This window comes from Hyphomonas sp. UBA3195 (assembly GCF_002366485.1).
Lineage (GTDB): Bacteria > Pseudomonadota > Alphaproteobacteria > Caulobacterales > Hyphomonadaceae > Hyphomonas.
On the sequence record NZ_DEXB01000021.1, the window covers coordinates 41,646 to 64,472 of the forward strand.

Genomic DNA, 22,827 nt, shown 5'->3' on the forward strand with positions numbered 1-22,827 from the left:
GGAGGACAGTCTCTGTGTTCGGAATTTTCTCAAAAAAGCGCAATGACCGTGAACTGATGCCTGTTGACGTCGCTCCAAGTTCTGCTGCAGCATTGGTTTCGACAGAAGGCGGGCGGGTAAATTACAGCCGTGTCATGCAAGGGCTCGCGGAATCCTTCGGAGATCGTGAGGCGATTGTGAATCTTGAGCGTGGCCGCCGGCTGAGTTTTCGTGACTATCACATCATAACCAATCAGATTGCACATATTCTCAATGGAAACCTGAATCTCGGCGCGGGCGACCGATATGTCTGTATGCTGCAAAATGACAATCTCTCCCTGTTCCATTGGGGGTCAGCTGCAAAAGCTTATGCAACATGTTGTCATGCCAACTACCTCGACAGCCTGGAAACGCATCTTGGCCAGATCGACATCGTCAAGCCCAAAGTCGCATTCATCGAGAATGACCTCCTAGCCTCCCATGCTGGCCCGCTTACCGAACGCGGCATTCAGATTGTTGTGATGGATGCTCTGGTCAAGCCATATTCAGGCGTGTTGGCCCTTCCCGATCTTTTGGCGAACGCGTCGACAGAGAACACAGATATTGAAATCGATGATCGAACGCACGTCGTGCTCATGCGCTTTACAGGAGGCACGACTGGTGACAGCAAGTGCGCGAAGTATTCAATCGACAACATTCTGGGGTGCCGCGATAGTTTCCTGACACTTCCAGACCCGGATTTCTTCGATGGCTGCCGCATGCTGCATATAGCTCCCATTAGCCATGGCAGCGGTATGATGCTTTTGCCGGTTCTGTTCAGCGGTGGTTGCACGGTAACAATGAACGAGCCCAGTCTGGAGAACTGGTGCCGCTATATCCAGCAAGAGAAGATTTCTCACGCCTTCATCGTACCGACTCTGGCGTACCGCCTTTTGGAAATGCCCGAAGCACGAGAGTATGACCTATCCTCATTGCGCACGGTGTTGTATGGCGCGGCCCCCATGAGCCCGGCCAAGGCCAAGCTCCTGGTTGAGCGATTCGGTTCAATATTCACACAAGTGTACGGCTCCACGGAACATCTGGCGGCAACCCTCTGCCTAAGCAAGAAAGATCATATCGTGGACGCTGAGACTGAAGGCCGACTCGCGTCCGCGGGTCGACGCTCAACCGGGATCGAACTGTCGGTTTGCGATGATGATGGTAATCCAGTTCCTGTAGGCGAACTCGGCGAGTTCTATTTGCGATCGCGCTCAACCTGTCTTGGCTATGAAGGCAATCCAGAGAAGACGAAGGAGGAATTCGTCAACGGATACTGGAAGTCAGGGGATATCGGATATACGGACGAAAACGGATATTGCTACCTGGTTGATCGGAAGAAGGACATGATCATCACGGGTGGTTTCAATGTCTATGCGACTGAGGTTGAGGCCGCAGTCAACTCCCATCCTGGTGTTTTGATGTCAGCGGTTGTCGGTGTTCCCCACGAAGAATGGGGCGAGGCTGTACATGCGGAAGTCATCCTTAACGACTCTGTTGAGGTGGCCGAATCTGACCTGATTGCCTATGTAAAAGAGCAGATCGGATCTTTCAAAACACCAAAATCCGTGTTGTTCGTGGAGGAACTGCCTCTGAGCGTCGTTGGTAAGGTGTTGCGAAAGGATGTACGTAAGAAATACTGGGGCGGCCAGGTCCGCAGTATTGGCTGAAGCGTGTACAATCCTGTTCAAAAATTGGACAAACCGTCATGAACCGATAAAGCTTGTCATCGAAGACGGTCGTACAGGACAATCGATATTTGAACCACACATCATCAGGTAAGGCGCAACCAGAATTGAGTGAGACGCGGTCAGTCATTGCATCCTGGCTCATACAGATTGTGGCCATATTGGACGAATTTGACTTTTCCATTGATGTACCAGATCTACTGCGGCGTGCGGAAGTTGATCCTGATATTCTCCAGGACCCGAATGCCAGGGTGCGGTCTAGACGATTCAGTCGCTTCATTGAGCTCATCGTAGAGGCGACAGGTGATGAGACGATCGGGCTGAAGCTGGCCGAGCGAAATACGCCCGGCTCAATGCATGCGCTTGGGTATTCATTGTTCTCAAGCCGAACGCTGGAAACATTCTTCCACCGGTTTGATCGTTTTTTCAGGCTAATTTCTCATTCTGCTGAGACAAGGTCTGAAATCAGGAAGGGGTGCCTCATTCATTCCATTGAACTCAAGGAAGACGTGCCGCCGGTCCGCCAGGATGTTTTTTTGGCGACGGTGCTTCGCTTCGTCAGAATGGTTTACCGAGCGGACTATTCTCCTGTTTTGGTAAGAATGCGTCGTCCGAAACCTGGTAAGGTCGCGATGGATGAATTTGATGCCTTTTTCTGTTGTCCGATCGAATATGGTCACGACAGTCTAGAGCTGCATGTGGCCGAGAAGGACTATACGCGCGTGCTGCGCGGCGCGAATTCCGACATTGTTCGAAGGAATGACCAGATTGCGATGGAATACATTGCCCGGTTCGATGAACAACAAATTATTCCGCGGATCCGGGCGGCGATTGTCGAAATGCTACCGGATGGAGCTGTCTCCCTGGAGTCGGTTTCAAGAGAGCTAAATACAAGTAACCGAAGTCTTCAGCGCCAATTACAGGATGAGGGCACAACCTTCAACACCGTGCTCGACGATGTTCGCCAGCATCTCGCTATCGGCTATTTGCGGACAGGTCGTCGGTCCATCAAGGAGATATCGTATCTGTTGGGATACAAGGACCCCAGCAATTTCTCCCGTGCGTTTCGCCGGTTAACGGGGCAGTCCCCGCAGGAATTCCTCGAGAATGAGCGCCAGCTGGACGATAGCTGACATCGCTAGAGCTCTGCATTGCCTTGGGCGGCTCGACTGACGACGCTTTGGCGCACGGTGACATGCGTCTGATGTTCAATAAGTTTTCTGGCCCGATAAAGTGAAGCCTCATCTGGAACGGGCCAAGTTTTGGAGCGAACGCGGCCCAATGCTTGGAATTGGACAATTGTCGTTTGAAACCCTGAAATTTGAGGCGGAAGATTCGTGTGCACGAATTACCCTGACGCGTCCGGGCAGCATGAATGCACTGTCCGCTCTAATGGTGAATGAACTTGCGCAATGTGTGAAAGATGTTGCCGAGCGCGATGAGATTCGAGTGCTGACTATCACTGGGAGCGGGCGCGCCTTTTGCTGCGGTGCTGACCTGAAGGGCGTTTTGGGGGAAGTTCAGGCTGGTGACAATACCGGGTTTCTTGGCTTCCTTCGCGACATTCAGAACGTGTTTTTGGCTATTCGTGCTTTGCCGAAGCCGACAATTGCAGCGCTCAATGGATTGACTTTGGCCGGCGGACTGGAGCTAGCCATGACCTGCGATGTCGTGATGGCGGCGCGCAGTGCGCGGCTGGGCGACGCCCATTCCAATTTTGGTGTTCTGCCGGGCGGCGGGGGATCTCTCTTGCCGAGGTATGTTGGCGAAAAGAAAGCGAATTATCTCCTATTCTCCGGCGATCATTGGTCGGCGGAAGCGTTTCGTGAAGCCGGATTTGTAAGCCAAGTTGTTGAGGATGACGACTTGTCATCGGTTGCAGAGGCGCTTGCTGCAAAGCTGGCGGAGAAAAGCCCGCTTGTACTTCAGCGTATGAAGGAGATGGTTGCCGGAAGCGCACACTTGTCCGCGCGCGAAGCCATCGCGTTGGAAATGCGCCATCTCGAAGCGCATGCAAAATCCGCTGACTTCCTCGAAGGGCTTTCAGCCTTCAGTGAGAAACGAACACCGAAATATTCAGGCCAGTAGCGGCCATCTGTAGATGGGGAGAGAGTCTTGTCGGATAGTAAGATTTATATTGTAGGCGTCGGCATGACGCATTTCGGGCGGCATCTGGAAGCAAGTATTTCTGAATTGCTGGACACCGCCATTTTGCGTGCGGCGGATGATGCAGGCTGCACCAAGGCCGCCGTGGAGGCAGTTTACCATTCCAGTGCGACCCAAGGGTTCTTGCAGGGACAAACCTTTGTTCCTGGCCAGGTTGCGCTCAGCAAGATCGGGCTGACAGGTATTCCCGCATTCAATATTGAAAACGCCTGTGCGTCCAGTTCATCCTCCTTTCACCTTGCTGTTCAGGCGCTTAAGGCTGGTATGCAGGACGTTGTCCTGGCGGCGGGTGTCGAGAAAATGAACGTGCCTGACAAGGCGAGGATGTTCGCTGTGTTCGATGGCGGTTGGGATGTTGAGACACCTGAGGAGAATGCCAAAAGGCTTCTCCAGTTGGGCGAAGGTGTTGCCGAACCGGAGGGATCGGAATCTGAACGCCCTTATAGCGTATTCATGAAAATCTACGCAGCGTTCGGCCGGAACCATATGAAGCGCTATGGCACGACTCAGCGCCAGATTGCTGCGATAGCCGCGAAAAATCATCAGCATTCAGAGCATAATGAGTATTCGCAATACCGTCAGCCTTACACGATTGATGAAATTCTTTCAGCACCTCCCATCACTTACCCTTTGACGCTGCCAATGTGCTCACCGATCTCGGATGGTGCTGCAGCGGTCATCCTTTGCAATGAGGAAGGCTTGAGGAAGATTGGTGCCACTACGTCACGAGCCGTCCAGGTCATGGCCAGCGCCGTTGCAAGTGGAAACCCCGCGCGCAGCGCCGATGCACCGGAACGCCATGTTGCGCGAATTGCCGCTGAGAGGGCGTATGAAATGGCCTGCCTTTCACCAGAAGACATGGACGTTGCCGAGGTGCACGATGCAACCGCGATTGGTGAGTTGATGCACGCCGAGAACTTGATGTTAGTTCCGATCGGTGAAGCAGGCCCGGCAGCGGAACGCGGGGACTTCACGATTGGCGGCTCAATCCCGATCAATCCGTCTGGCGGGCTGGAGTCCAAAGGCCACCCCATCGGCGCAACCGGGCTGGGGCAAATTCATGAGCTTGTCACCCAATTACGCGGCGAAGCTGGAAAGCGCCAGGTTGATGGTGCCCGACACGCTATCCACGAAAACAGCGGCGGCCTAATTGGCATTGAGGAGGGTGTTGCTGTGGTCAACATTTTCAAGAGGGCAAATGCATGATTGGGGGATTAGATATTTTCTTTGACAAGGCTGAGCTCGCCGCAATCGAAAGCCTGCGTCGCTATCTTGATGAGCAGCTGGAGCCGGAACTGGCTGCGCATGGGGAAGACTTCGTTCCAAAGGACAAAATGCAAAGCTGGACGCAAAAGCTGGCAGAATTTGGTCTCGTCAACGCCCCACAGCCGGAATCTGCCGGCGGGCTGGGGTTGTCCTGGAAGCTGCACGTTCAACTAATTGAAGAGCTTGCCTATAGTTCGGGAGACTTGGCGATAGCCGCACTTGTTAATGGCAGCGCAGCGTCGATGCTGGTCAAACTCGCGCCGGAGCACATCAAGACACGTTACCTGCCTAGATTGTTGGCGGGGGAACTTTTTGCGTCTGTCGGCATTTCCGAGCCGGATGTCGGTTCGGATGTCGCGGCGGCGAAAACCAGGGCTGTGCGAGATGGTGACCATTGGGTGATTTCTGGTGAGAAAACATGGATCACCAATGGTGAGTACTCAGATTTTTTCATCTGCACCTGCCGAACTGGCGAGAACGAACTGACCCATATCCTGCTCGATCGCAATGAGCATCCTTATGAAGTCCGCGGTATTCCAAAGATCGCGCTCAATCGACAATCAACATCACAGGTTTTTCTCGATGATGTGCGCGTTCCGGTCGAGAATACTATCGGTGAAATAGGCTCGGGTCTGAAGAACACGCTCACCCTGTTCGAACGCGCGCGAGTTCACGTCGGGTCGTGGGGCTATGGCATGGCGCGGCGCGCGCTTGATGAGTCAATAAAATATGCAATCGACCGTTCGCAGCATGGCAAACCAATTGCCGGCCACCAGCTCATTGCAGAAAAGTTAGCTGTAATGGCCACAGAGATCGATGCAGCGCGCCTGTTGTCTTTGCGCGCAGCGGGCATGATTGACGCCGGACAGCGCTGCGACAAGGAGTGCGCAATGGCAAAATGGTACGGTACCGAAATCGCTGTCAGTGCAACGCGCCAGGCAGTACAGATTCACGGCGGTAATGGCGTCACGAAGGAGTTCATTGTCGAGCGCCTCGCCCGCGAAGCGATGATCGCACCCATTCCGGATGGAACGACGGAGATCCAGAAACTCCTTATCGGGCGGAGCCTGACGGGCGTCTCGGCGTTCAGGTGACGTCCCGTGTCTAAAGGACCTCTGCAGGGCATTCGGATTGTCGAAATCGAGGGCATTGGGCCGGCGCCCTTTTGTGGCATGCATCTGGCCGATCTGGGCGCGGATGTCGTTCTCATAGAGCGAAAGACCAAGGGCTCCGATCCGGGATCGACTTTGCCTGTCGGCATTCTGAAAAGAGGCAAGCGCTCGATCGCTCTGGACCTGAAAGACTCTGAAGACCGCGCGGTCGCGCTGGATCTGATTGCGACGGCGGACGCCCTGATCGAGGGCATGCGGCCGGGAGTGATGGAACGCCTGGGCCTTGGTCCGGAAGTTTGTCTGGGGCGGAACCCACAGCTTGTCTTTGGTCGCATGACGGGCTGGGGGCAGGCGGGACCGCTCGCCCAGGCGGCTGGACATGATATCAATTATGTATCCGTCAGTTCAGCTGCCTGGTTTGCAAGCCCAACTGGAACGCGATCACTGCCGCCACCAGGCTTGATCGGGGACATTGGCGGCGGTGCGAACTATCTGACGATTGGCATTCTCGCGGGCATTCTAAAGGCCAGGGCCACCGGTGAGGGCGATGTGATTGATGCAGCGATTGTCGATGGGTCGGCGCATATGATGAACCTCATCTTCGATTTGCTGCCCAGCGGCATGATGCAAGCCGAGCGCGGGCGCGGCTTTCTGGATGATTCCCCTTGGTACAGTTCCTATCGCTGTGCAGACGGGCGTGACATCACGCTTGGCGCGCTAGAACCGAAATTTTACGCAGAACTTCTACAGCGCCTCGGTCTTGCAGGCGATCCCGACTTCGAAGACCAGTATGATCGTGATAGCTGGTCGAAGCAGTCAGAGAAGTTTCGTGCTCTTTTCGCAACCGAACCATCTGCATACTGGCAAGACTTACTAGAGGGGACCGATGCATGCTTTGGCCTTGTGGAAAGTCCGATCAGTGCACCTTTGCACCCTCATAATCTGGCGCGCGGAATCTTTGAAAACAGCCAGGGTTATGTTCAGGCTGTTCCGGCCCCGCGTTTCCAATCGAACGTGCAGGCAATCCCCGGTCCAGCACCTGAGCATGGTCAGCACCAGCAAGAGCTGCTCAAGGAGTTGAAAACCCGCAACTAGATCCGTTGCAAGTAGGTGTCCCAGGCTTTGTCGCTGGCACAAAATGACGGAACATTGGCGTTGCGCGGGGCTTGAGAAACTTCGCCGTTCCAGTGCAATCTTGCTTGGTATGAGAAAAAATCCAGAACCTCATCCACTGGGGTGTCCGGGAGGACAAAATGAACGGCAAAAAAATGCCCGCCACAGCGCTGAAAGTCATTCTGACGGGTGCTACGATCGGTCTTCTGGCTGCCTGTGGAGGGGCGGTCGACTCTGGCGACGCTTCCACACAAGCCTCCCAGGGGATCAATGAGGAACGTTTGCTCAATGCTGCAGGCGAACCACATAACTGGCTTACTCATGGTGGCACGTTTTCAGAAACGCGGTTTAGCGCGCTTGACGCCATTAATCTGGAAACAATCGACCAGCTGGATCTTGCCTGGGCGGCACCGCTTGGCAGCTATCGTGGCGTAGAGGCAACCCCGATCATTGTTGATGGTGTCATGTACACTACGGGTTCGTGGAGCGAAGTGCTGGCGCTTAATGCTGCCACAGGAGAAATTCTTTGGCGCTACGATCCGGAGGTTCCCCGATCAAAGGGCGCACATGCTTGTTGCGATGTCGTCAATCGCGGCGTGGCTGTCTATAACGACAAGGTCATATTCGGGTCGCTGGATGGTCGTCTGATCGCTCTTGATTCAAAGTCAGGCGAACAGATCTGGGAGACCCGTACTGTACCGCTCGAAGAACCCTATACGATCACAGGGGCGCCTCGCATTGTGAAAGGCAAGGTCATCATCGGAAATGGCGGTGGTGAGTTCGGCGTTCGCGGATTTGTTGCAGCGTATGATGCTGAAACAGGTGAACAGGCCTGGAAGTTCTACACTGTGCCGGGAAATCCGGATGATGGATTCGAAAACGAAGCCATCGAGATGGCCGCTGAGACCTGGACAGGCGAATGGTGGAAGCTGGGCGGTGGCGGGACTGTCTGGGACAGCATGGCATTCGATCCTGAACTGGACCTACTCTATATCGGCGTTGGAAACGGCTCGCCCTGGAATCAGAAAGTACGAAGCCCGGACGGCGGCGACAATCTGTTCCTGTCATCAATCGTCGCGTTACGTCCAGACACAGGAGAATATGTCTGGCACTATCAGACGACGCCGGGCGAAACTTGGGACTACACAGCTACGCAGAATATCATTCTAGCTGATCTTGAGATCGAGGGAGAGCTTCGTAAGGTGCTGATGCAAGCGCCGAAAAACGGCTTCTTTTATGTCATCGACCGAATAAGCGGCGAACTTATTTCCGCAGAGCCATTTGTTCCCGTTAACTGGGCCACACATATCGATATGGAGACCGGGCGTCCTGTTGAAAACCCCGAGGCGCGCTATCTGTCTGGTGGACCTGCGCTCGTCAAACCCAGCCCATTTGGTGCCCACAACTGGCACCCCATGTCATTCAATCCGGAAACAGGGCTGGTATATATTCCCGCACAAGATGTTCCTTTCCTCTATTCCGATCAGATCGAGGGCGAGATTGCCCGCTTTGACCGAGACGCATTCAATATCGGTGTCAGCCTGACAGACGCATTACCGGAAACAGAAGAAGCACGTCGCACACTTCTGCGCCAACTTGTCCAAGCACATCTTGCTGCCTGGGATCCGGTAGCTCAGAAAGAAGTCTGGCGTGTTCAGCATGAGCGAATGTGGAATGGAGGTACGCTGACAACGTCTGGAGATCTGGTATTCCAAGGCACGACGAGCGGCGTTTTCAATGCTTACAACGCCAAAACAGGCGAAGAACTGTGGTCGTATCCGGTTGGTGTCGCAATGGTCGGTGGACCTGTGGCGTATGAGGTCAATGGCGAGCAGTATGTTGCTGTATCAGCTGGTTGGGGCAGTGGTGCCAATTTGCTCGCCGGCTTCTATGTCGGGCAGACAGGAGGCCCGGTTGAAGGCCATGTACTTGCCTTCAAACTTGGCGGAGAGGGCGAGCTAAACGTCGCCGCGCTTCCGCAGAAGGCAACGCCTGAGCCAGCGCGACAGCCGCATTCGGCTGAAGCGGTTGTACGGGGCACAGACCTCTACGGTCGATTCTGCGGTGTCTGCCATGGCGGCGCGGCCATTTCGTCCGGAACGCTCCCCGATCTGAGGCAGTCAGCGACTCTCGGGATAGACACTTTTGATGCTTTCCTCCTTCAAGGGGCCGGCGAAGCGATTGGCATGCCCAACTTCGCCGGCCGCCTAAGCCAACAGGAAGTCGATGATATTGAGGATTTCATCCTCTCTCGAGCCTGGATGGCGTTTCAAGACGAGCAACAGTCGACGTCTCAAGCTGAATAGTATTCTGACAATTCGCTAAACCAGTACAAATCTGTCACTCTGGGAGACAACAAATGAAACCTCATATCGCTGCTGCTGCAGTCGCAATCGTAGCCGTGCTTGGTGCATGCTCCACTATCCCAGTCTTTGATGCGTCGGGTCCGGAGTTTCCTCCAATGAACCCAAATCTGGTGGACAGCGAGCTTGCCACCACGCATTTTAATCCGGCTCAACAGGATTCCCTTCCGTTTGCTGGGCCGGTCGGTATTCACGAGATTGATGATGAGGGTATTCAAAGGGTCCCGGCAGGGTTGGTGAACCTCACGCTTATGCAATTACCAACTTATCCTTCAGGTGAGCAGGTGGCCATCTCCGCCAACAATAATCGTATCTCCAAAATCCTGATTAGCGATGGCAAGTTTCAACTGATCAATGCTCTGCCTGTGGAAGGTCAACCCTTCATGTCTGTCGAGGATGCTGAACGTATCGCCGTCGAAATGGATAGTACGGCCTCAGAAGCTGAACTGCTTGGCTATCTCAATCGGAACTATCCACGTTATGTTGAGCGGGTCGTCGCCAGAGCAGCAATCTATAATGTCGTCGACCGCAATGGTGACTTCTACACTGTCGTCAACAACGATGTCGTCGTTTATGGTGATGCCGAACCCGGCAATCCGCTGTCACCACTGGTGGAAAAGCGCCGCTTTCAGCTGCCGCGCGAATATTTCAATCCAACACTGGAAGACCCTGATGCTGTGTTCGGATTGAATCTGACTTATGATGGCATGCTGGCGCTGGTGACGATGGGCGGCGTTGTCGTCATCGTAGACCGAAATTTTGAACAGGCACCGATCATTCATGAGTTGGCTGACGATGAGCAGGTTACGAACTCGATCGCCATTGATGAGGGTGGTGGCATTTATGTTCTCTCAAATAGGAGGCTCCATAAACTGGTTTGGGACGGGGAAACACTTCACTCTAGAGGGTATGGCGCGTGGTCATCAGAATACGATTCCTTCACCGGCAAACTTGGCGGCGTGAGTCTCGGCAACGGATCAGGCTCTACGCCCTCACTTATGGGCTTCGGAGACGAGGAAGACAAACTTGTTGTCATCACGGACGGAGAGTTGATTATGAATGTCGTCGCCTTCTGGCGCGACGATATTCCAGAGGATTTCGTCCAGAAGCCAGGGACCAAATCGCGTCGAATTGCCGACCAGATTCAGGTTAGTTTCGGAAAGTCTGACCTTGAGCGCGCCCAGTCTGAGCAATCCGTTGCGGTATATGGCTACGGTGCCTTGGTGGTAAACAACACATTGCCATCGCCATTGCCAACAATGCTGGAGAATGTTGTCATGTCTGGTAGACTACGCAAAGGACCGACGGGTGCTGAAAAGTTTGAATGGGACGTTGAAGCTGACCGCTGGGTGCGTGCCTGGGCAAATCCCACTGTATCGAGCCCATCAACCGTCCCCATGATTTCTGGCGGCGCCCAACAGGTCTATGTCAATGGTTTCGTAGACGGAAAATGGGAGGTCACAGGTCTTGATTGGGAGACGGGTGAAGCCGTTACACGGCTTCGCCTTGGTGATAGCCACATTTACAATGGCGCTTACTCTGTCATTCACCTCCTGCCGGGCGGCGATATCGTTCTTGGAGGATTGCTGGGCATGATGCGGATATCGGTCGAGCGCTAGGTGTTGACTTTAGTATGATGTGTTGAGTTTCGGCGCTCTGTGCATTGTAGTTAGCGGTGAAATCTAGTTCTATAGATCAAGCTTGATTTGGCAGGGAGTACAATCCGCGTTAACTATGGCTATCGGTGCCGGTGAGCGGCGTCGAACTCAAGCGGTCTACAAAACTGTGGACCAAAATCAGACCGAACTGAGGACCAAGAATCGATTACACCTCCCGTAAGTGATTGAAAAATATGGATAAAAAATATGGAATGTGGCACGTCACTCGCGCCAAACTAAACTATATAAGCCGTTGATTTGCAAGCGGAAAAAACCCGACGATCTGTGCTGCTTCGGGTTAGGCGCGACATTCGGGGTTCGAACCTTGAACACCTCGAATAGGCATCCCGCGCTTTCGTCGTTAGCCTGTTTGGTAACAAGCCTGACGATGAATATGCGATGACGTTTCTGCTCCAGCCCGTGAAGAATGATGAGCGTGCACTTGCCGGTGCGCCCATGATTGGCGCGGCTCAGAAACTTCTGGCGTATCTGGCCGAACATGATGCGATCGGCCTGACGAAGGGCAAGGCGTTTCAGCGCAAGTTCGTGCACTGGGCGGCTGCCGAGTTCGCCTGGCCGGGCTGGGAAGAGGACAAGCTGTTCCTCGTCAATAAGGTGCTGAATGAGGACGATTTTCCGCCGCTCGAAGCTCTGCATTTCCTTCTGCTGAAACTCGAGCTGATCCGGCATTACAAGCTGACCTGTCGGCTCACCAAGGCGGGCAGGGACATTGCTGACAAGCCCGGCGATCTCTTCAACCTGATCGCGCCATTCTGGTTGTTCGAAGTCGATCATGCCGCTTCGTCGCGGATGCCCGAGCCGAGGCTTGGCAACTGGGATGTGTTTCTCGGTGTGCTGAATACGGAGGCGGTGCCAGGCGTGACATGCGGCGTGCTTCGTGAAATCCTTTACGGTCCGCCGGACGCCGGACAGCCCTATGACCGCTTGCCGGGAATGATCTGGTCACAAATGCTTCAGCCGCTGTGCTGGATGGGGTTGCTGGCCGAGACAATGTCAGACGATCGACAGCATTTCGCAGATCGCGTCTACAGCACCACCGGTCTTTGGTCCGAGGCCTTCTTGTTCCCGTTTGATGACCAGGTCGGTTTGGTGACGCTGCATTGACGTCATCGCTTCGAGCACTTGAAGCCGCGCCCGTCGGGTGTCGCACAATGGGTATTTCGTGACCCATTCAAAACTTTAATGGGTCACGAAGGGGGCGGCGAAAGTCTTTGGCCGGGCAGTTTCGGCCTGTCAGGCGATACTGTTGGGAGGAGCCTCGATGGAATTGATCTCCGCTTCGAGCACTGCGATCGTTTCCAGAATGGCGTCGAATGGCTCGGGCGCATCGAACAGCATTTCAGCCATTTGCGCATAGTCAGATCGAAGTGCGGCCTCAAGTTCAGGCGCTGGCGCGAGTCTGAGCGTTGGCGGTCGGGCCGTCTCATAATTTGCCCAGGCCGCCCGGAAGAAGACGGATTTGTGGAGCGCCACAGCTTCAAGAAGCGCCAGATCGCTCAGGGCCTGAGGCCTTGTTTTGGATCGGGCGAGTTGCGCGAGGTCGTAATAGTGACGCGACATCCTCTCACCGAGCGGCCTCGCCGCATCCCGGTGCGCCAACATGTGAAGGATGGTCGCCTTTTCCCAGAATGTCCGGGCAGCTGACAAGGTCTTCACCGATACGCCTGGCTCTGAGAACAGGTCCGGAAACTGTTCGTTCACAAAGGGAAAGATGTCCCGCTGCTCTGCCGGTAGGTGATCCGAGCGTGCGCCGAATTCGAGGCGAACGAACGAACGCACATAGGGCAGGGCGGCTGTCGCAGGCAGGCTTTCCGGATAGGTGAAGATCAGCGTTTGCGGGTCATCATCTGAAGTTTTCAGAAGGACCGGTTTGCCAAGCGCTTCGCTCATCGCTTCTGACAGAGCGGCTTTGACCGAACCGCCGACTGCCTCAATGGCGCAGGCTTCGAGTTCGTCGAGCAAGGCCTTTCGGGTCTTATTGCTTGTCGCGTTGGCCGGGTCGCGCTCACCGGTGAAACCGAGATCATGGCGGTCAAGGCTGAGATCGATGTCTTCGGAGAAGCGGCGGATCAGGCCATAGGCTTTCGAAAGAGACGTGCCGCCTTTGAAGATCAGGCCGGGAATCCTATCGCCAAGTGAGAAAGCGCGCTTGATCGTCCAGCAGACCCAGAAGTCTTTCTCGACAATGGCGGCTTGCACGCCCATCCGCGCAGCCGTCTCCTGAAAGACCTCCGCGCGGATGGTTGCGGTTTCCTGCGCGAAACCATCCACTGTCAGGCCGCCGCGATCTGCTGAACCACCGGGCGCATCCATCCTGGTGCCTGAAGGGCATCTTTAACGAGGGCGCGGCGGGTGTCGGCGTCAATCGTCCTGGAGAGGCGCGCTACGACGCTTGCATCCACCCCATCCTTGCCGAGATAGCGCAGCGCCTGGAACACTGCACCGGTCGGTTTGCCAGCGCCGACAAGGTTCCTGGCGGCGGCGTTGCGCATGATGATGGTCTGCGCCCCGATCTGCTTCGTGCGGCTTGGTCCATCTGTCAGATAGACAGCCTTCGCCGGAACCTGTGTGGTCAGGCCGAGCATGTTCGCCGCGCGCGCCGGCGAGACCTGGACGACGCGTCCATCCTTTCGGGCGATGGCGGCGGCGACAGCATCAGGATCGGGCGACAGGCGGCCCAGACGAGGACTCGTCTTCGGGTAGTCATAAATGCCCCGGGCGAGTCGACGGATCACGCCCTGATCGGTCAGTCGCGACAGCGTCTGATCGACAGAGGCGCGCGAGCCGAGATCAAGGAAATCCGCGGGGGTAAAGACAGCCCCGCGTCCCTTGCCGATGATGCGGCGTTTGATCTTGTCGATGGCCATAGCCGGCTCCTTTATGTCAGAAAATAGGGCAAGTATTTCTGACAGTCAAGGGGCTGATTGGTGTGTGGTTCGCCACATGGTAATGTAGGCTTGGGGCGCGTGAAAGCTAAACGGCGAGAGGACCGCGATCCGGCGTGTGCGTCGGTCAGGGGGCTGGTAGCTTGAGGTATGTTTCAAACCCTCGGACAAGGCGCGCTTCTGTCCGATGAAATGTAACTTGCCGAGCTTTGTGTTGAGCGTCCCGCTACTTAAGCCCAGTCCGGCAGTGCTGAGGTCAGGGCGAACTGGAGCCGACACCGTAATTCGGCTACGCTCAGGCCGTGCACCGGAATCGTGTCAACTGCAACGATACGTCATGCGTGCATCATTCAATTTGCCTACGGAATGATATTGCCGGAATCGGCGACGGTAGTTTTCCACAGGTTTTTTGCAAGGTATTGATTCAATACAAAAATTGCAGTTCTTTCATCATCGAGTGGGAATAGTGACTTTGCCCTGAGTGACGGTTATTCTCGGCCTGTGGTCCTGAGAGTCCATTTCACGCCGCTCTGTACACGCGGCCCAAACGCGGTAGAATCGCCCGTATGACTGATCTGACCGACACGCTGAAACAGCTCTCCGCGCTTGGGCAGGAGACCCGGCTGCTGACGTTCCGGGCCCTCATGGAGGCGGGGCCGGAAGGTTTGCAGGCAGGCGCCATTGCCGAACATCTGGACGTCGCGCCTAACAAGCTGTCGGGACATCTCAACATATTGGTGAATTCCGGGCTGGTCAGCGTCGCGCGTGACGGGCGCCGGATGATCTATACGGCCAGGATTGATGGCGTGAACCAGTTGCTCTCGGTGCTGGTCGACAATTGCTGTCACGGTCATCCAGAAGTGTGTGATCCGCTCGCCAGGAAATCGAAAATAAATTGTTAAATCAATATTCGGCAGAATATTGAAATAAAGTCTGTATCGCGCTAAAGTCTTTCCAAAGTCGCACGGGAGGATGATATGCGAACTGGACTGAGGACGTACGCTATAATCGCTTTGACCGGTATAGGACTGGCGGCCTGCGCGGGCGCGCCGGACTCGGTCCAGGCAGCGGCCGAAACTTCTGCCACAACCGGTGACCTGGAGCTGCGCGCAAGCGGCTCTGGAAACTGGGATATCGACTGTGTCGCGGTCACCGGACGGGGTGAGGCGAATGCCAGCGTGAAGGGGCGAGGGTCAACCAGTACGGACATGTTGTTTGTGCGCGATGTCTCAACCGCCGCCTGCACCTATCAGACCGGGGCCTCGCCGGTCACCTTGAAACTGATGGAGGAAGGCCTGACATGCCCGTTCGGCGCGTTTGAAAGCGGGATTTGCCAGACAATTCTTCCAGCTGAGACCAGCGGAACACTTCAATTCTCGGTCAAATAATGTTTTAGAACCGCAACGTGACTCGGGCGCGAAGCGGGAGAGAATATGCGACGAATTTTGTGGGCCTTCGCGCTGATGGCGCACATATGCTCTGTTGCCGAGGCGGAGGAGGCTTTTCGGCTCAGGGATGCCGTAGACACTCCGGCCTGGCTGACGCTCAAGGGTGAGACCCGCGTCCGCTATGAGACGCTGCAGGGGCAGTTTCGGGCCGGCGGTGAGGGCGGCGACCAATTGCTACTGTTCCGCAGCCTATTGCTGGCTGAAGCAGACACCGGGCCGATCTCTTTCGGGGTCGAGATACAGGACAGCCGGACCTATCTGGCCGATGCCGGCACGCCGCTCTCCAGCAGCATCGCCAATCCGCTGGACCTTCTCCAGTTCTATGCCCGCATCGACGAGTTACCGGGCGTCTTCGGAGAGGGGTCGTCCAGCAAGCTGACCCTTGGGCGGCAAACGGTCTCCATCGGCTCGAAACGCCAGATCGAGCGCGTTGATTTTGCCAATGTCATCAAGAGCTATACCGGCGCGCATTTCGTCTCCACGGCTGAGCGCGGGGACGAACTCCATCTGGTCTATGTCGTGCCGACCGCGCGCTATCCGGATGCGCGGCCTGCGCTGGATGACAATGAACTGTCAGGGGATGAGGAACAGTGGGAGCGGCGCATCTGGGGCGTGCATTATCGCCGCGCGGATATCTTGCCGGCTTTGGCGCCGGGCCTCTGGGGCGAAGTGTTCGCCTACGGACTGGAAGAGCGGGATTCCGGCGACTTCCCGACGCCTGACAGGTCCTATTTCGCGCCGGGCTTTCGTCTCTACCGGAAGCCTGTTTCCGGACAGTGGGACATTGACCTAGAAGGCGCCCTGAGACGCGGCAGCCGCTACGCCTCAAACGATCCATCGGACACGCAAAGCCTTGAGGTGGAAGCGTCCATGCTGTTTGCGGCGTTCGGGTACACATTCGATACGCCATGGCAGCCGCGCTTTGCGTTGGAATATTATCATGCCAGCGGCGACGAAGACCCGTTTGACCTCAATTACGACCAGCATGAGCGCCTGTTCGGGTCCCGGCGGACCGATCTCAACAATACCAGCATTCACGGGCCTCTGACTCCCGCCAATCTGAATGCGCCGGGCTTTCGGGTGGAAGTGAAACCGAATGCCCGATGGGACGCCCGTTTCTACTATCATGCGGCGCATCTGGCGTCGAAGACTGACAGCTGGGTCATTGCCAAGCTGCGGGATCCGTCCGGCCAATCCGGCGATTTCATCGGACACACGCTGGACGGGCGGGCACGCTACTGGGTGCTGCCGGATAGTCTCCGCCTGGAACTCGGTGCCTCCGCCCTGATGTATGGCGAATTTGCCAAAGACGTACCGGGTGGTCCAGATGGGGACGGGACACTGTTCGGATACGCACAACTTACCTTTACCTTCTAGGGAGCCATCCTGGACCGGTTTGAACGCTATCTCATCGTCCGGGAAGCGCTCCCATCGGGTCAGCATGCATGTAATGTCTTCGGTATGTTTTTATTCTAGGACTTCAAGCTCGCGGGATGTTTGCGTCTGGCGGGTACCGAGTGTGCAGAAGTTGGTCGCAATACATTCCTCGGTGTGGATTTGCGTCAATTTCGACGGCGCATCGACCCGGTTCTGATTCAGACGTTGGCGAATTCAAGCGATTGCGGATCTCGAAATAGGAAATCGTCAGGATGCCATCCAATGGAAGGGGGCAGGCGCCTCCTTCCATTGGATTCCAGCAAGAGGATTGGTTGTTTTTGTTCAGCACTGTCTGGACTAGTAATTATCTTTGTTGTCCAGATCGTCGACCGATCCGTCCTTGTTCGTGTCGAGGGTCGAGAACATGCGCTTGCCGGAGGCGTGGAATTCGTCGAGCGAGAGATTTCCATCTTCGTCTGTGTCAAGCACGGTAAACCGGAAATCTGCCTGGTCGATTTGGCGTTTGCGCTGTGCCTCAAGTTGCTCGAGCAAACGGGTTTCATACTCGGAAACATATTCTTCAGACTGGACATTTCCGTCTCCGTTGGCATCGCGTCTGAGATAGCCGTTCGCGCGCTCTGACATGAATTCGGCTTCGGTGACTTGCCCATCTCCATCGAGGTCATACTTTTGGAAGAATGCATCCTTGCTATGTCCGTCAGCGGAACGACGTGGAGTTTCGGACTCAGGCGTGACTGCGGTCGCGCTTGCAGTCTCGGCTTCAGCCGACGCTTTGGTGTCATGGGTGGCACACGCGGCGAGAGGCGCGAGCGCCAGGGTCAACAAGACCGGGTAAATGGATTTCATGTTTGGGTTTCCGTTCTGGTGGAAGGGTTTTTACCGAGCAACTTCGAAAGTCAGGGAGGTTGTGTAGCTGCGTTCATCAGTCTCTGCGCCTTCTGGCGCGTCCACCGCGTGACGGGTCATGAGGAGGTATTTGCCTGGCTTGTCGAAAGACAGGCTCACGGTTCCGGAGTCATCTGCCTCTACATGGCGTTCGTATTTCGGCGTTTCATAAGTTCCGCCCTGCCGTTTGATTTCCACAGATTGGCCAGCAAGCGGCTGGCCATCGAAGAGGAGCTTGAATTCAAATCCCTCTCCTAGATAAATCTCGTTTGGGTGGGTGACGGGCGTGATAAGCAAGCGGCCGATTGGCAAGTTGACCGCCTCCCACGTGGAAGCTCCTTTCGTCACATAGACGTCAGCAACCGTTTCGGTCTGACTGGTGATGACCTCGGTTGCATTTTGAGGAACTTCCGCATCGGGTCCGAAAACCGCCTGCCATTCACCATCAACAAGGGCCTTCTTGCTTTTTCGACCCAAGCGGACACCGGTGGTAAATCGATAGGTTCCCTCGGTGTCCAGATCACTTTCAAGAACAACCACCTGGCGCAACTGGGTTAGGGTCTTGAAGTCTTCCCGCGAGCCATCCGGAAGAATGACATGATAGTCCTCCGAAAGAACGGCGATCTCTGGCACGAAGGGGTCCTCACTAAAGGATGCCTGCACAGTGACGTGATCGCCTTCCGTCGTGACGAATGCATTGGGATACATAAAAGATGTATGAGCGTAAGCGGCTGCGCAAAGCGTGGTAGCCGATAAGATTCCGGCTGCACCAAATTTCAGAATTGTCATAAAGACCCCTCAGTCACGTTATTGAGAATAATTATCACTTGCATGTACTGAGAATGCGATTTAGTTGCAAGTAGAGATTTTTGGTTTTTGCGGCGGCCGTCGTGCTCAGCGCCTTTTAAGTGCAGTCAGCGCGTCTGCACGCTCAACCCACGGAGATTTCGATGCGAAAGACCTTGTCAGGCATGGCTTTGACATCCGTTCTGCTGGCCATGTTACCCGGTGTCGCGACGGCGGATATGTTCAAACGACATCATGATCATGTTCTCGGAACGTCCCTGGATATTGTTGTGAATGCCCCCTCAGAGACAGATGCCGACAAGGCAGAGGAGGCGATTCTCAAGGAGATCGAACGTTTGCGCGGCGTATTCAGCACGTATGACAACTCCAGCGAGATATCACGTCTAAATCGCTCCATCGACACGACAGTGTCTGACGATATGGTTCGTGTACTGGAGCGCTGTGAAGCCTATCGGATGCAAACGTCGAATGCGCTGAGCTGTCGTATTGGCAGCTTGATCGATACATGGGCCGTCGCCGAACGTGAGAACAAATTGCCAAACCGTCCCGCCATGCGAATAACTGCTGGAGAGATACGGCGCGCCAGTGTTGAAATTGATGCAGGGAAGGGAACCGTCAACCGACCGGATGAGGTGATTTTCGCTACCGATTCTTTGGCAAAGGGGTATATTCTGGACACGGCAGTCGAGGCGGCCATTGCCGCGTCCCCAAAGGTTTCAGGACTGTTGATGAACATTGGGGGTGACATACGGACCTGGGGCGCAGGCCCTCAAGACGGACAATGGGCCGTCGCGATCACCCGCGGCTCTGAGCTTGGAGAAGGCGGATCAGCGTTAGAAGGCCGTGTGCAGATAAATGAAGGGGCGGTCGCAACAAGCGGTTCGGGACCTCGTGATCGTTTGGTTGGGGGGCAGCCCTATAGCCATGTCATATCCCCCGCAGATGGCTGGCCAGTCTTTCACGCTCTCACGGCGACGGTCTATGCGTCAGATGCCATCACCGCAGACGCACTTGCAACGGCACTCCTGGTGATGGACCTCAAGAGAGGATTGAATCTCGTGGAGAGTCTGCCGGGCGTAGAAGCGGAGATCGTGACGGAGGATGAAAGACATCATCAGACTTCAGGTTGGGGTGGCTTGAAGCCTGAGGGGAAGGCGACCAGCGAGATAGAGGCAAGCTGGACGACGGGCTATGAATTTTCCATTGAGTTCGAGATTCCCGATCAAGATATTGCAGACTATGAGCGCCCCTATGTGGCGGTATGGATTGCAGACAAAGACAGAAATTTGGTGCGGATTCTCATGCTTGCCGGTCAACAAGCGCGCTGGATGGAGGAGAACTATTACTGGCACCGACGATTTGGCCGAAAGGCCGGGAGCCTTGTCGATGCGATCTCAGGTCCAACCCGGCGCCCCGGACAATACAAACTTGTATGGGATGGCCGGACAGATGATGGCCACACAGTTGGTCCAGGCGAGTACATCTTGCATCTTGAAGCTGCTCGCGAACATGGCGAGCATCAGCATGAGAGCGTTACTTTCACCCTTTCTGCTGATGCGTTCAATCACGAGATTGAGCCTGGGAATGAGCTTGGACACGTTTCGGTTCGGTTTGGCTCGACGGACTGATTTTCAAGTTGTTCCCTCGGAATATCCTCAAGACCCCTCAATCTCGACAGTAAAGCTGTGGCTGATGCCAGTTGGCGGAGCGGGAAATGGCGATGCTTTCTTCACAAAGATCAAGGCCTGACGATCAAACCTGGATGAGCCAGAGCTTTGGGAGACTTCAATGTGTTTGATCGTACCACGAGGGGAAACCGTGAATCGAATATGAGCGGATCCGGGACCGGAAGCGCGCGGTCTACGCAGTTGGGACAAGTGTCTCATCACCTCTCCCGAATAGTTCGAATGCTCCGAATTTCCTGCTGCTGGGGACTTTGCGCTTGCAGCAGAGTCGCCGCCAGATTTCTTGGTAGCTGGACTATTCGCATTGACAGACGTTTTGGCTTTTCGGTGTGAGTTGTTGCCAGCTGGCTTGTACTCGGCGGGTTCTGTCTGGGGTGCCGCTGAGGTCGCAGAGGAAACTGCCGTGGTTGGCGCTGTCTGAGCTGCCGGCTTGATTTGACGGTCTACAACGGCCGGCTCGTCAGTGTTTTCTTCAGGCAAAAGCGGGTCAGCGTCTGCAACGAGAGTTTCGGATTTGGGCTCATCCGGAGCTGTCTTCTCGACTTTGGGGGCTGCCTCCGGTGATTGAGGTGACGGTGAGGAGCGGGTGGCGGGCGGCTGTTCTGATTGTGCTGGGCTTGGTTCAGGTTCGTCCGATGGCGGGGCTTCGTGCTGGAAAGCATTTGTCGACGAGGCCATTGTTCCAAACTGCACGCCGAAGCTGTTTCCTGCCACCAATGCCGGCGGAGCGTGAGGGACTGTATACGCCAACACACTCAAGTGGGCCGCTGCCGCTGCTGACAGCGCAATCGAGAATTTGACCACATTCGCTTTCGTCATCCTGTGGTGTCCTCCGTCACGACAATGATGTTGGTCCTACCGCTCGCTCGAAGCTCTTTCACCAGCTTGAGGAGTTGCACTGCTGGCAGTTCGCGATCGGGAAGAAGGCGTAGGGAAGACGTATCTGCCGCCGGGCTGTCGAGAAGACTCTCCAGGCTGACCGGAGCGCCTCCCCGGCGTAATTGACCGGTCTTGTCGATCGACACCGCGTCTGGAGGGACGCAGCATTCGAGATCTTGGGTCTGAACAAATCTTACAGATGGATCAGGTGGGGAGGCGAGCGTTCCTGCAATCATGAAGAAGATCAGGATCAGGAATACGATGTTGATCAGTGAGATCACGGGATCGCGGCGGGTTTGCAGTTTGCTACGCTTCATGTCGGCTCCACCACGAGCACCTCAATCCAGGGCGTACGTTTCAGTTCAGCGAGGACATCAATCAGTGTTTGCGTGGTAACATCGTCTGTTAACTTCACCGCCACTGTCGGTACGCTTTCATCATTTTCATGTATTTCGAGCTTGTAAGCGAGATGACTCAGCGGGACCGCCTTTCCGTCCAGCAGAAGGGTATCAGCTCCAATGGTTAGTATAAGGATGGGGTTGTCGGAGGTCTTACCGGCGGCTGCAGTGGTTGAGGCTATCTCGACCTCGGAAAACTTTGAGAAACTAGAAGCCAGCATAAAGAAAAGCAGCAGCAGAAAGATCACGTCGATAAGGGACGTGATCGACGCGCGACGGCGTGGACGGGTGCGCTTAAGTGCCATATCCAGCAGCAACTATTTCTCTGGCTGACGTCTCGCGCGTCTCCGGTGTAACGAGGACTGTGAATGCATGCTCGGCGAAAGCGCGTTCGCGGTCAGTCTGAGCTTCAAACCAGGACAGCGCAATGGATGTAGGCATGGCGACGGAGAGGCCTGCGGCGGTGGTCAGCAGGGCGACCCAGATACCGCCAGCAAGGGCTGCCGGATCTACCTGTGATCCCGCAGATTGCAGGGCCTGGAACGCCTCAATCATCCCCAGCACCGTTCCGAGAAGCCCTAGCAGGGGGGCCAATTGAGCAATCGTATCAAGGACGCGAAAGCCACCTTCATAGGGTTGCAACGCGAGGTCGGCTTCGGCTTCGAGTCGGGCAACAAGGCCTTCTCGCCCGCGTAGCGGCAAAGCGGACAGAAGAATGTTCGCCAGCCAATGTTTCGATGCGCGGAGCTGATCCGATGCATCTTGCTCATCGCCAGCGTCCAGAGCGCGGATGGCAGATTTGAGCGGCTTCAGGCGTCCGATCTGATCCGACCGAAATTGCCAGTATTTGAAGCCTGTCAGGGCGAGCGTGAAAATGGATGCAAGCAGAAGGATGGTAAGGATGGGACCGCCGACATCATATAAGTTTTGAAACATTGTGAGCATGCGGGTTTCCAATCAGATTTCGCTTTGAAACTCAGTTCGCTGCGGGAATGTTTGGCGAATTGTTGCGAGCACCATGCAGCTGTTGGCAGCCGCGC

General features: G+C 55.4%; 21 protein-coding genes. 13 read left to right on the plus strand and 8 right to left on the minus strand.

Going from position 1 to position 22,827, the window contains the following annotated elements; all coding sequences use genetic code 11:
• The first annotated feature begins 56 nt into the window (after nt 1-56).
• The 9 genes from B2344_RS07325 to B2344_RS07365 all read left to right on the plus strand — a co-directional run bounded on the left by B2344_RS07325 (nt 57) and on the right by B2344_RS07365 (nt 12,506).
• The gene (locus B2344_RS07325) at nt 57-1,685 is read left to right on the plus strand and encodes a class I adenylate-forming enzyme family protein (protein ID WP_290483407.1); all 1,629 of its coding nucleotides are present in this window, start codon (nt 57-59) and stop codon (nt 1,683-1,685) included.
• Nucleotides 1,686-1,774: 89 nt separating this feature from the next.
• Nucleotides 1,775-2,836 (plus strand): helix-turn-helix domain-containing protein, encoded by a 1,062-nt coding sequence (locus B2344_RS07330; protein WP_175354394.1) that lies wholly within the window; start codon nt 1,775-1,777, stop codon nt 2,834-2,836.
• A gap of 148 nt (nt 2,837-2,984) precedes the next feature.
• Entirely contained in the window at nt 2,985-3,791 is an 807-nt protein-coding gene (locus tag B2344_RS07335) for an enoyl-CoA hydratase/isomerase family protein (protein WP_051599723.1), read from the plus strand.
• Nucleotides 3,792-3,818: 27 nt separating this feature from the next.
• On the plus strand, nt 3,819-5,075 hold the full coding sequence (locus B2344_RS07340) for a thiolase family protein (RefSeq protein ID WP_233348651.1): 1,257 nt from the start codon (nt 3,819-3,821) through the stop codon (nt 5,073-5,075).
• Nucleotides 5,072-6,229: an acyl-CoA dehydrogenase family protein gene (locus B2344_RS07345; RefSeq protein WP_051599724.1), complete on the plus strand. Its 1,158-nt coding sequence runs from the start codon at nt 5,072-5,074 to the stop codon at nt 6,227-6,229. The genes B2344_RS07340 and B2344_RS07345 overlap by 4 nt, the downstream gene beginning before the upstream one ends.
• 6 nt (nt 6,230-6,235) lie before the next feature.
• Complete coding sequence (locus B2344_RS07350) at nt 6,236-7,342, plus strand: CaiB/BaiF CoA transferase family protein (protein ID WP_034763804.1); 1,107 nt, start codon at nt 6,236-6,238, stop codon at nt 7,340-7,342.
• 158 nt (nt 7,343-7,500) lie between these two features.
• Complete coding sequence (locus B2344_RS07355) at nt 7,501-9,666, plus strand: PQQ-dependent dehydrogenase, methanol/ethanol family (RefSeq protein WP_197020229.1); 2,166 nt, start codon at nt 7,501-7,503, stop codon at nt 9,664-9,666.
• A 53-nt stretch (nt 9,667-9,719) separates the two neighbouring features.
• Nucleotides 9,720-11,342 carry a hypothetical protein gene (locus B2344_RS07360; RefSeq protein ID WP_139068737.1) on the plus strand — a complete coding sequence of 541 codons (1,623 nt, stop codon included), beginning with the start codon at nt 9,720-9,722 and terminating at the stop codon, nt 11,340-11,342.
• Between the two features lie 438 nt (nt 11,343-11,780).
• Nucleotides 11,781-12,506: a hypothetical protein gene (locus tag B2344_RS07365; protein WP_290483271.1), complete on the plus strand. Its 726-nt coding sequence runs from the start codon at nt 11,781-11,783 to the stop codon at nt 12,504-12,506.
• A 129-nt stretch (nt 12,507-12,635) separates the two neighbouring features.
• On the opposite strand, the gene B2344_RS07370 is transcribed toward B2344_RS07365, so the two are convergent.
• Nucleotides 12,636-13,715 (minus strand): nucleotidyl transferase AbiEii/AbiGii toxin family protein, encoded by a 1,080-nt coding sequence (locus B2344_RS07370; protein ID WP_155843532.1) that lies wholly within the window; start codon nt 13,713-13,715, stop codon nt 12,636-12,638.
• The gene (locus B2344_RS07375; protein WP_045693911.1) at nt 13,676-14,269 is read right to left on the minus strand and encodes a DUF6088 family protein; all 594 of its coding nucleotides are present in this window, start codon (nt 14,267-14,269) and stop codon (nt 13,676-13,678) included. The genes B2344_RS07370 and B2344_RS07375 overlap by 40 nt, the downstream gene beginning before the upstream one ends.
• Before the next feature lie 584 nt (nt 14,270-14,853).
• Here B2344_RS07375 and B2344_RS07380 point away from each other — a divergent pair.
• From B2344_RS07380 to B2344_RS07390, 3 genes are all read left to right on the plus strand, one after another.
• Entirely contained in the window at nt 14,854-15,189 is a 336-nt protein-coding gene (locus B2344_RS07380; protein ID WP_034815462.1) for an ArsR/SmtB family transcription factor, read from the plus strand.
• A 111-nt stretch (nt 15,190-15,300) separates the two neighbouring features.
• Complete coding sequence (locus tag B2344_RS07385) at nt 15,301-15,675, plus strand: hypothetical protein (RefSeq protein WP_290484919.1); 375 nt, start codon at nt 15,301-15,303, stop codon at nt 15,673-15,675.
• Nucleotides 15,676-15,720: 45 nt separating this feature from the next.
• Nucleotides 15,721-17,112, plus strand: a complete 1,392-nt coding sequence (locus B2344_RS07390; protein ID WP_290484920.1) for an alginate export family protein — start codon at nt 15,721-15,723, stop codon at nt 17,110-17,112.
• Nucleotides 17,113-17,469: 357 nt separating this feature from the next.
• Here the strand turns inward: B2344_RS07390 and B2344_RS07395 are convergent, their stop codons facing one another.
• Nucleotides 17,470-17,979 carry an EF-hand domain-containing protein gene (locus B2344_RS07395; RefSeq protein WP_290484921.1) on the minus strand — a complete coding sequence of 170 codons (510 nt, stop codon included), beginning with the start codon at nt 17,977-17,979 and terminating at the stop codon, nt 17,470-17,472.
• 30 nt (nt 17,980-18,009) lie between these two features.
• Nucleotides 18,010-18,807 carry a DUF4198 domain-containing protein gene (locus B2344_RS07400; RefSeq protein ID WP_290481648.1) on the minus strand — a complete coding sequence of 266 codons (798 nt, stop codon included), beginning with the start codon at nt 18,805-18,807 and terminating at the stop codon, nt 18,010-18,012.
• 161 nt (nt 18,808-18,968) lie between these two features.
• On the opposite strand from B2344_RS07400, the gene B2344_RS07405 reads away from it, so the two are divergent.
• Nucleotides 18,969-20,453 (plus strand): DUF2271 domain-containing protein, encoded by a 1,485-nt coding sequence (locus tag B2344_RS07405; protein WP_290484922.1) that lies wholly within the window; start codon nt 18,969-18,971, stop codon nt 20,451-20,453.
• A 27-nt stretch (nt 20,454-20,480) separates the two neighbouring features.
• On the opposite strand, the gene B2344_RS16010 is transcribed toward B2344_RS07405, so the two are convergent.
• Genes B2344_RS16010 through B2344_RS07420 form a run of 4 tightly spaced genes read right to left on the minus strand, consistent with a single transcriptional unit; the run spans nt 20,481 to nt 22,723 of the window.
• Entirely contained in the window at nt 20,481-21,329 is an 849-nt protein-coding gene (locus tag B2344_RS16010; protein WP_414651730.1) for a cell envelope integrity protein TolA, read from the minus strand.
• Nucleotides 21,326-21,706 carry an ExbD/TolR family protein gene (locus B2344_RS07410; RefSeq protein ID WP_206990574.1) on the minus strand — a complete coding sequence of 127 codons (381 nt, stop codon included), beginning with the start codon at nt 21,704-21,706 and terminating at the stop codon, nt 21,326-21,328. Before B2344_RS07410 ends, B2344_RS16010 begins: the two co-directional genes overlap by 4 nt.
• A complete protein-coding gene (locus tag B2344_RS07415) occupies nt 21,703-22,104 on the minus strand; it encodes an ExbD/TolR family protein (RefSeq protein WP_290481650.1) in 402 nt (133 codons plus the stop codon). The genes B2344_RS07410 and B2344_RS07415 overlap by 4 nt, the downstream gene beginning before the upstream one ends.
• Complete coding sequence (locus B2344_RS07420; RefSeq protein ID WP_290484923.1) at nt 22,082-22,723, minus strand: MotA/TolQ/ExbB proton channel family protein; 642 nt, start codon at nt 22,721-22,723, stop codon at nt 22,082-22,084. Before B2344_RS07420 ends, B2344_RS07415 begins: the two co-directional genes overlap by 23 nt.
• Between the last annotated feature and the right edge of the window lie 104 nt (nt 22,724-22,827).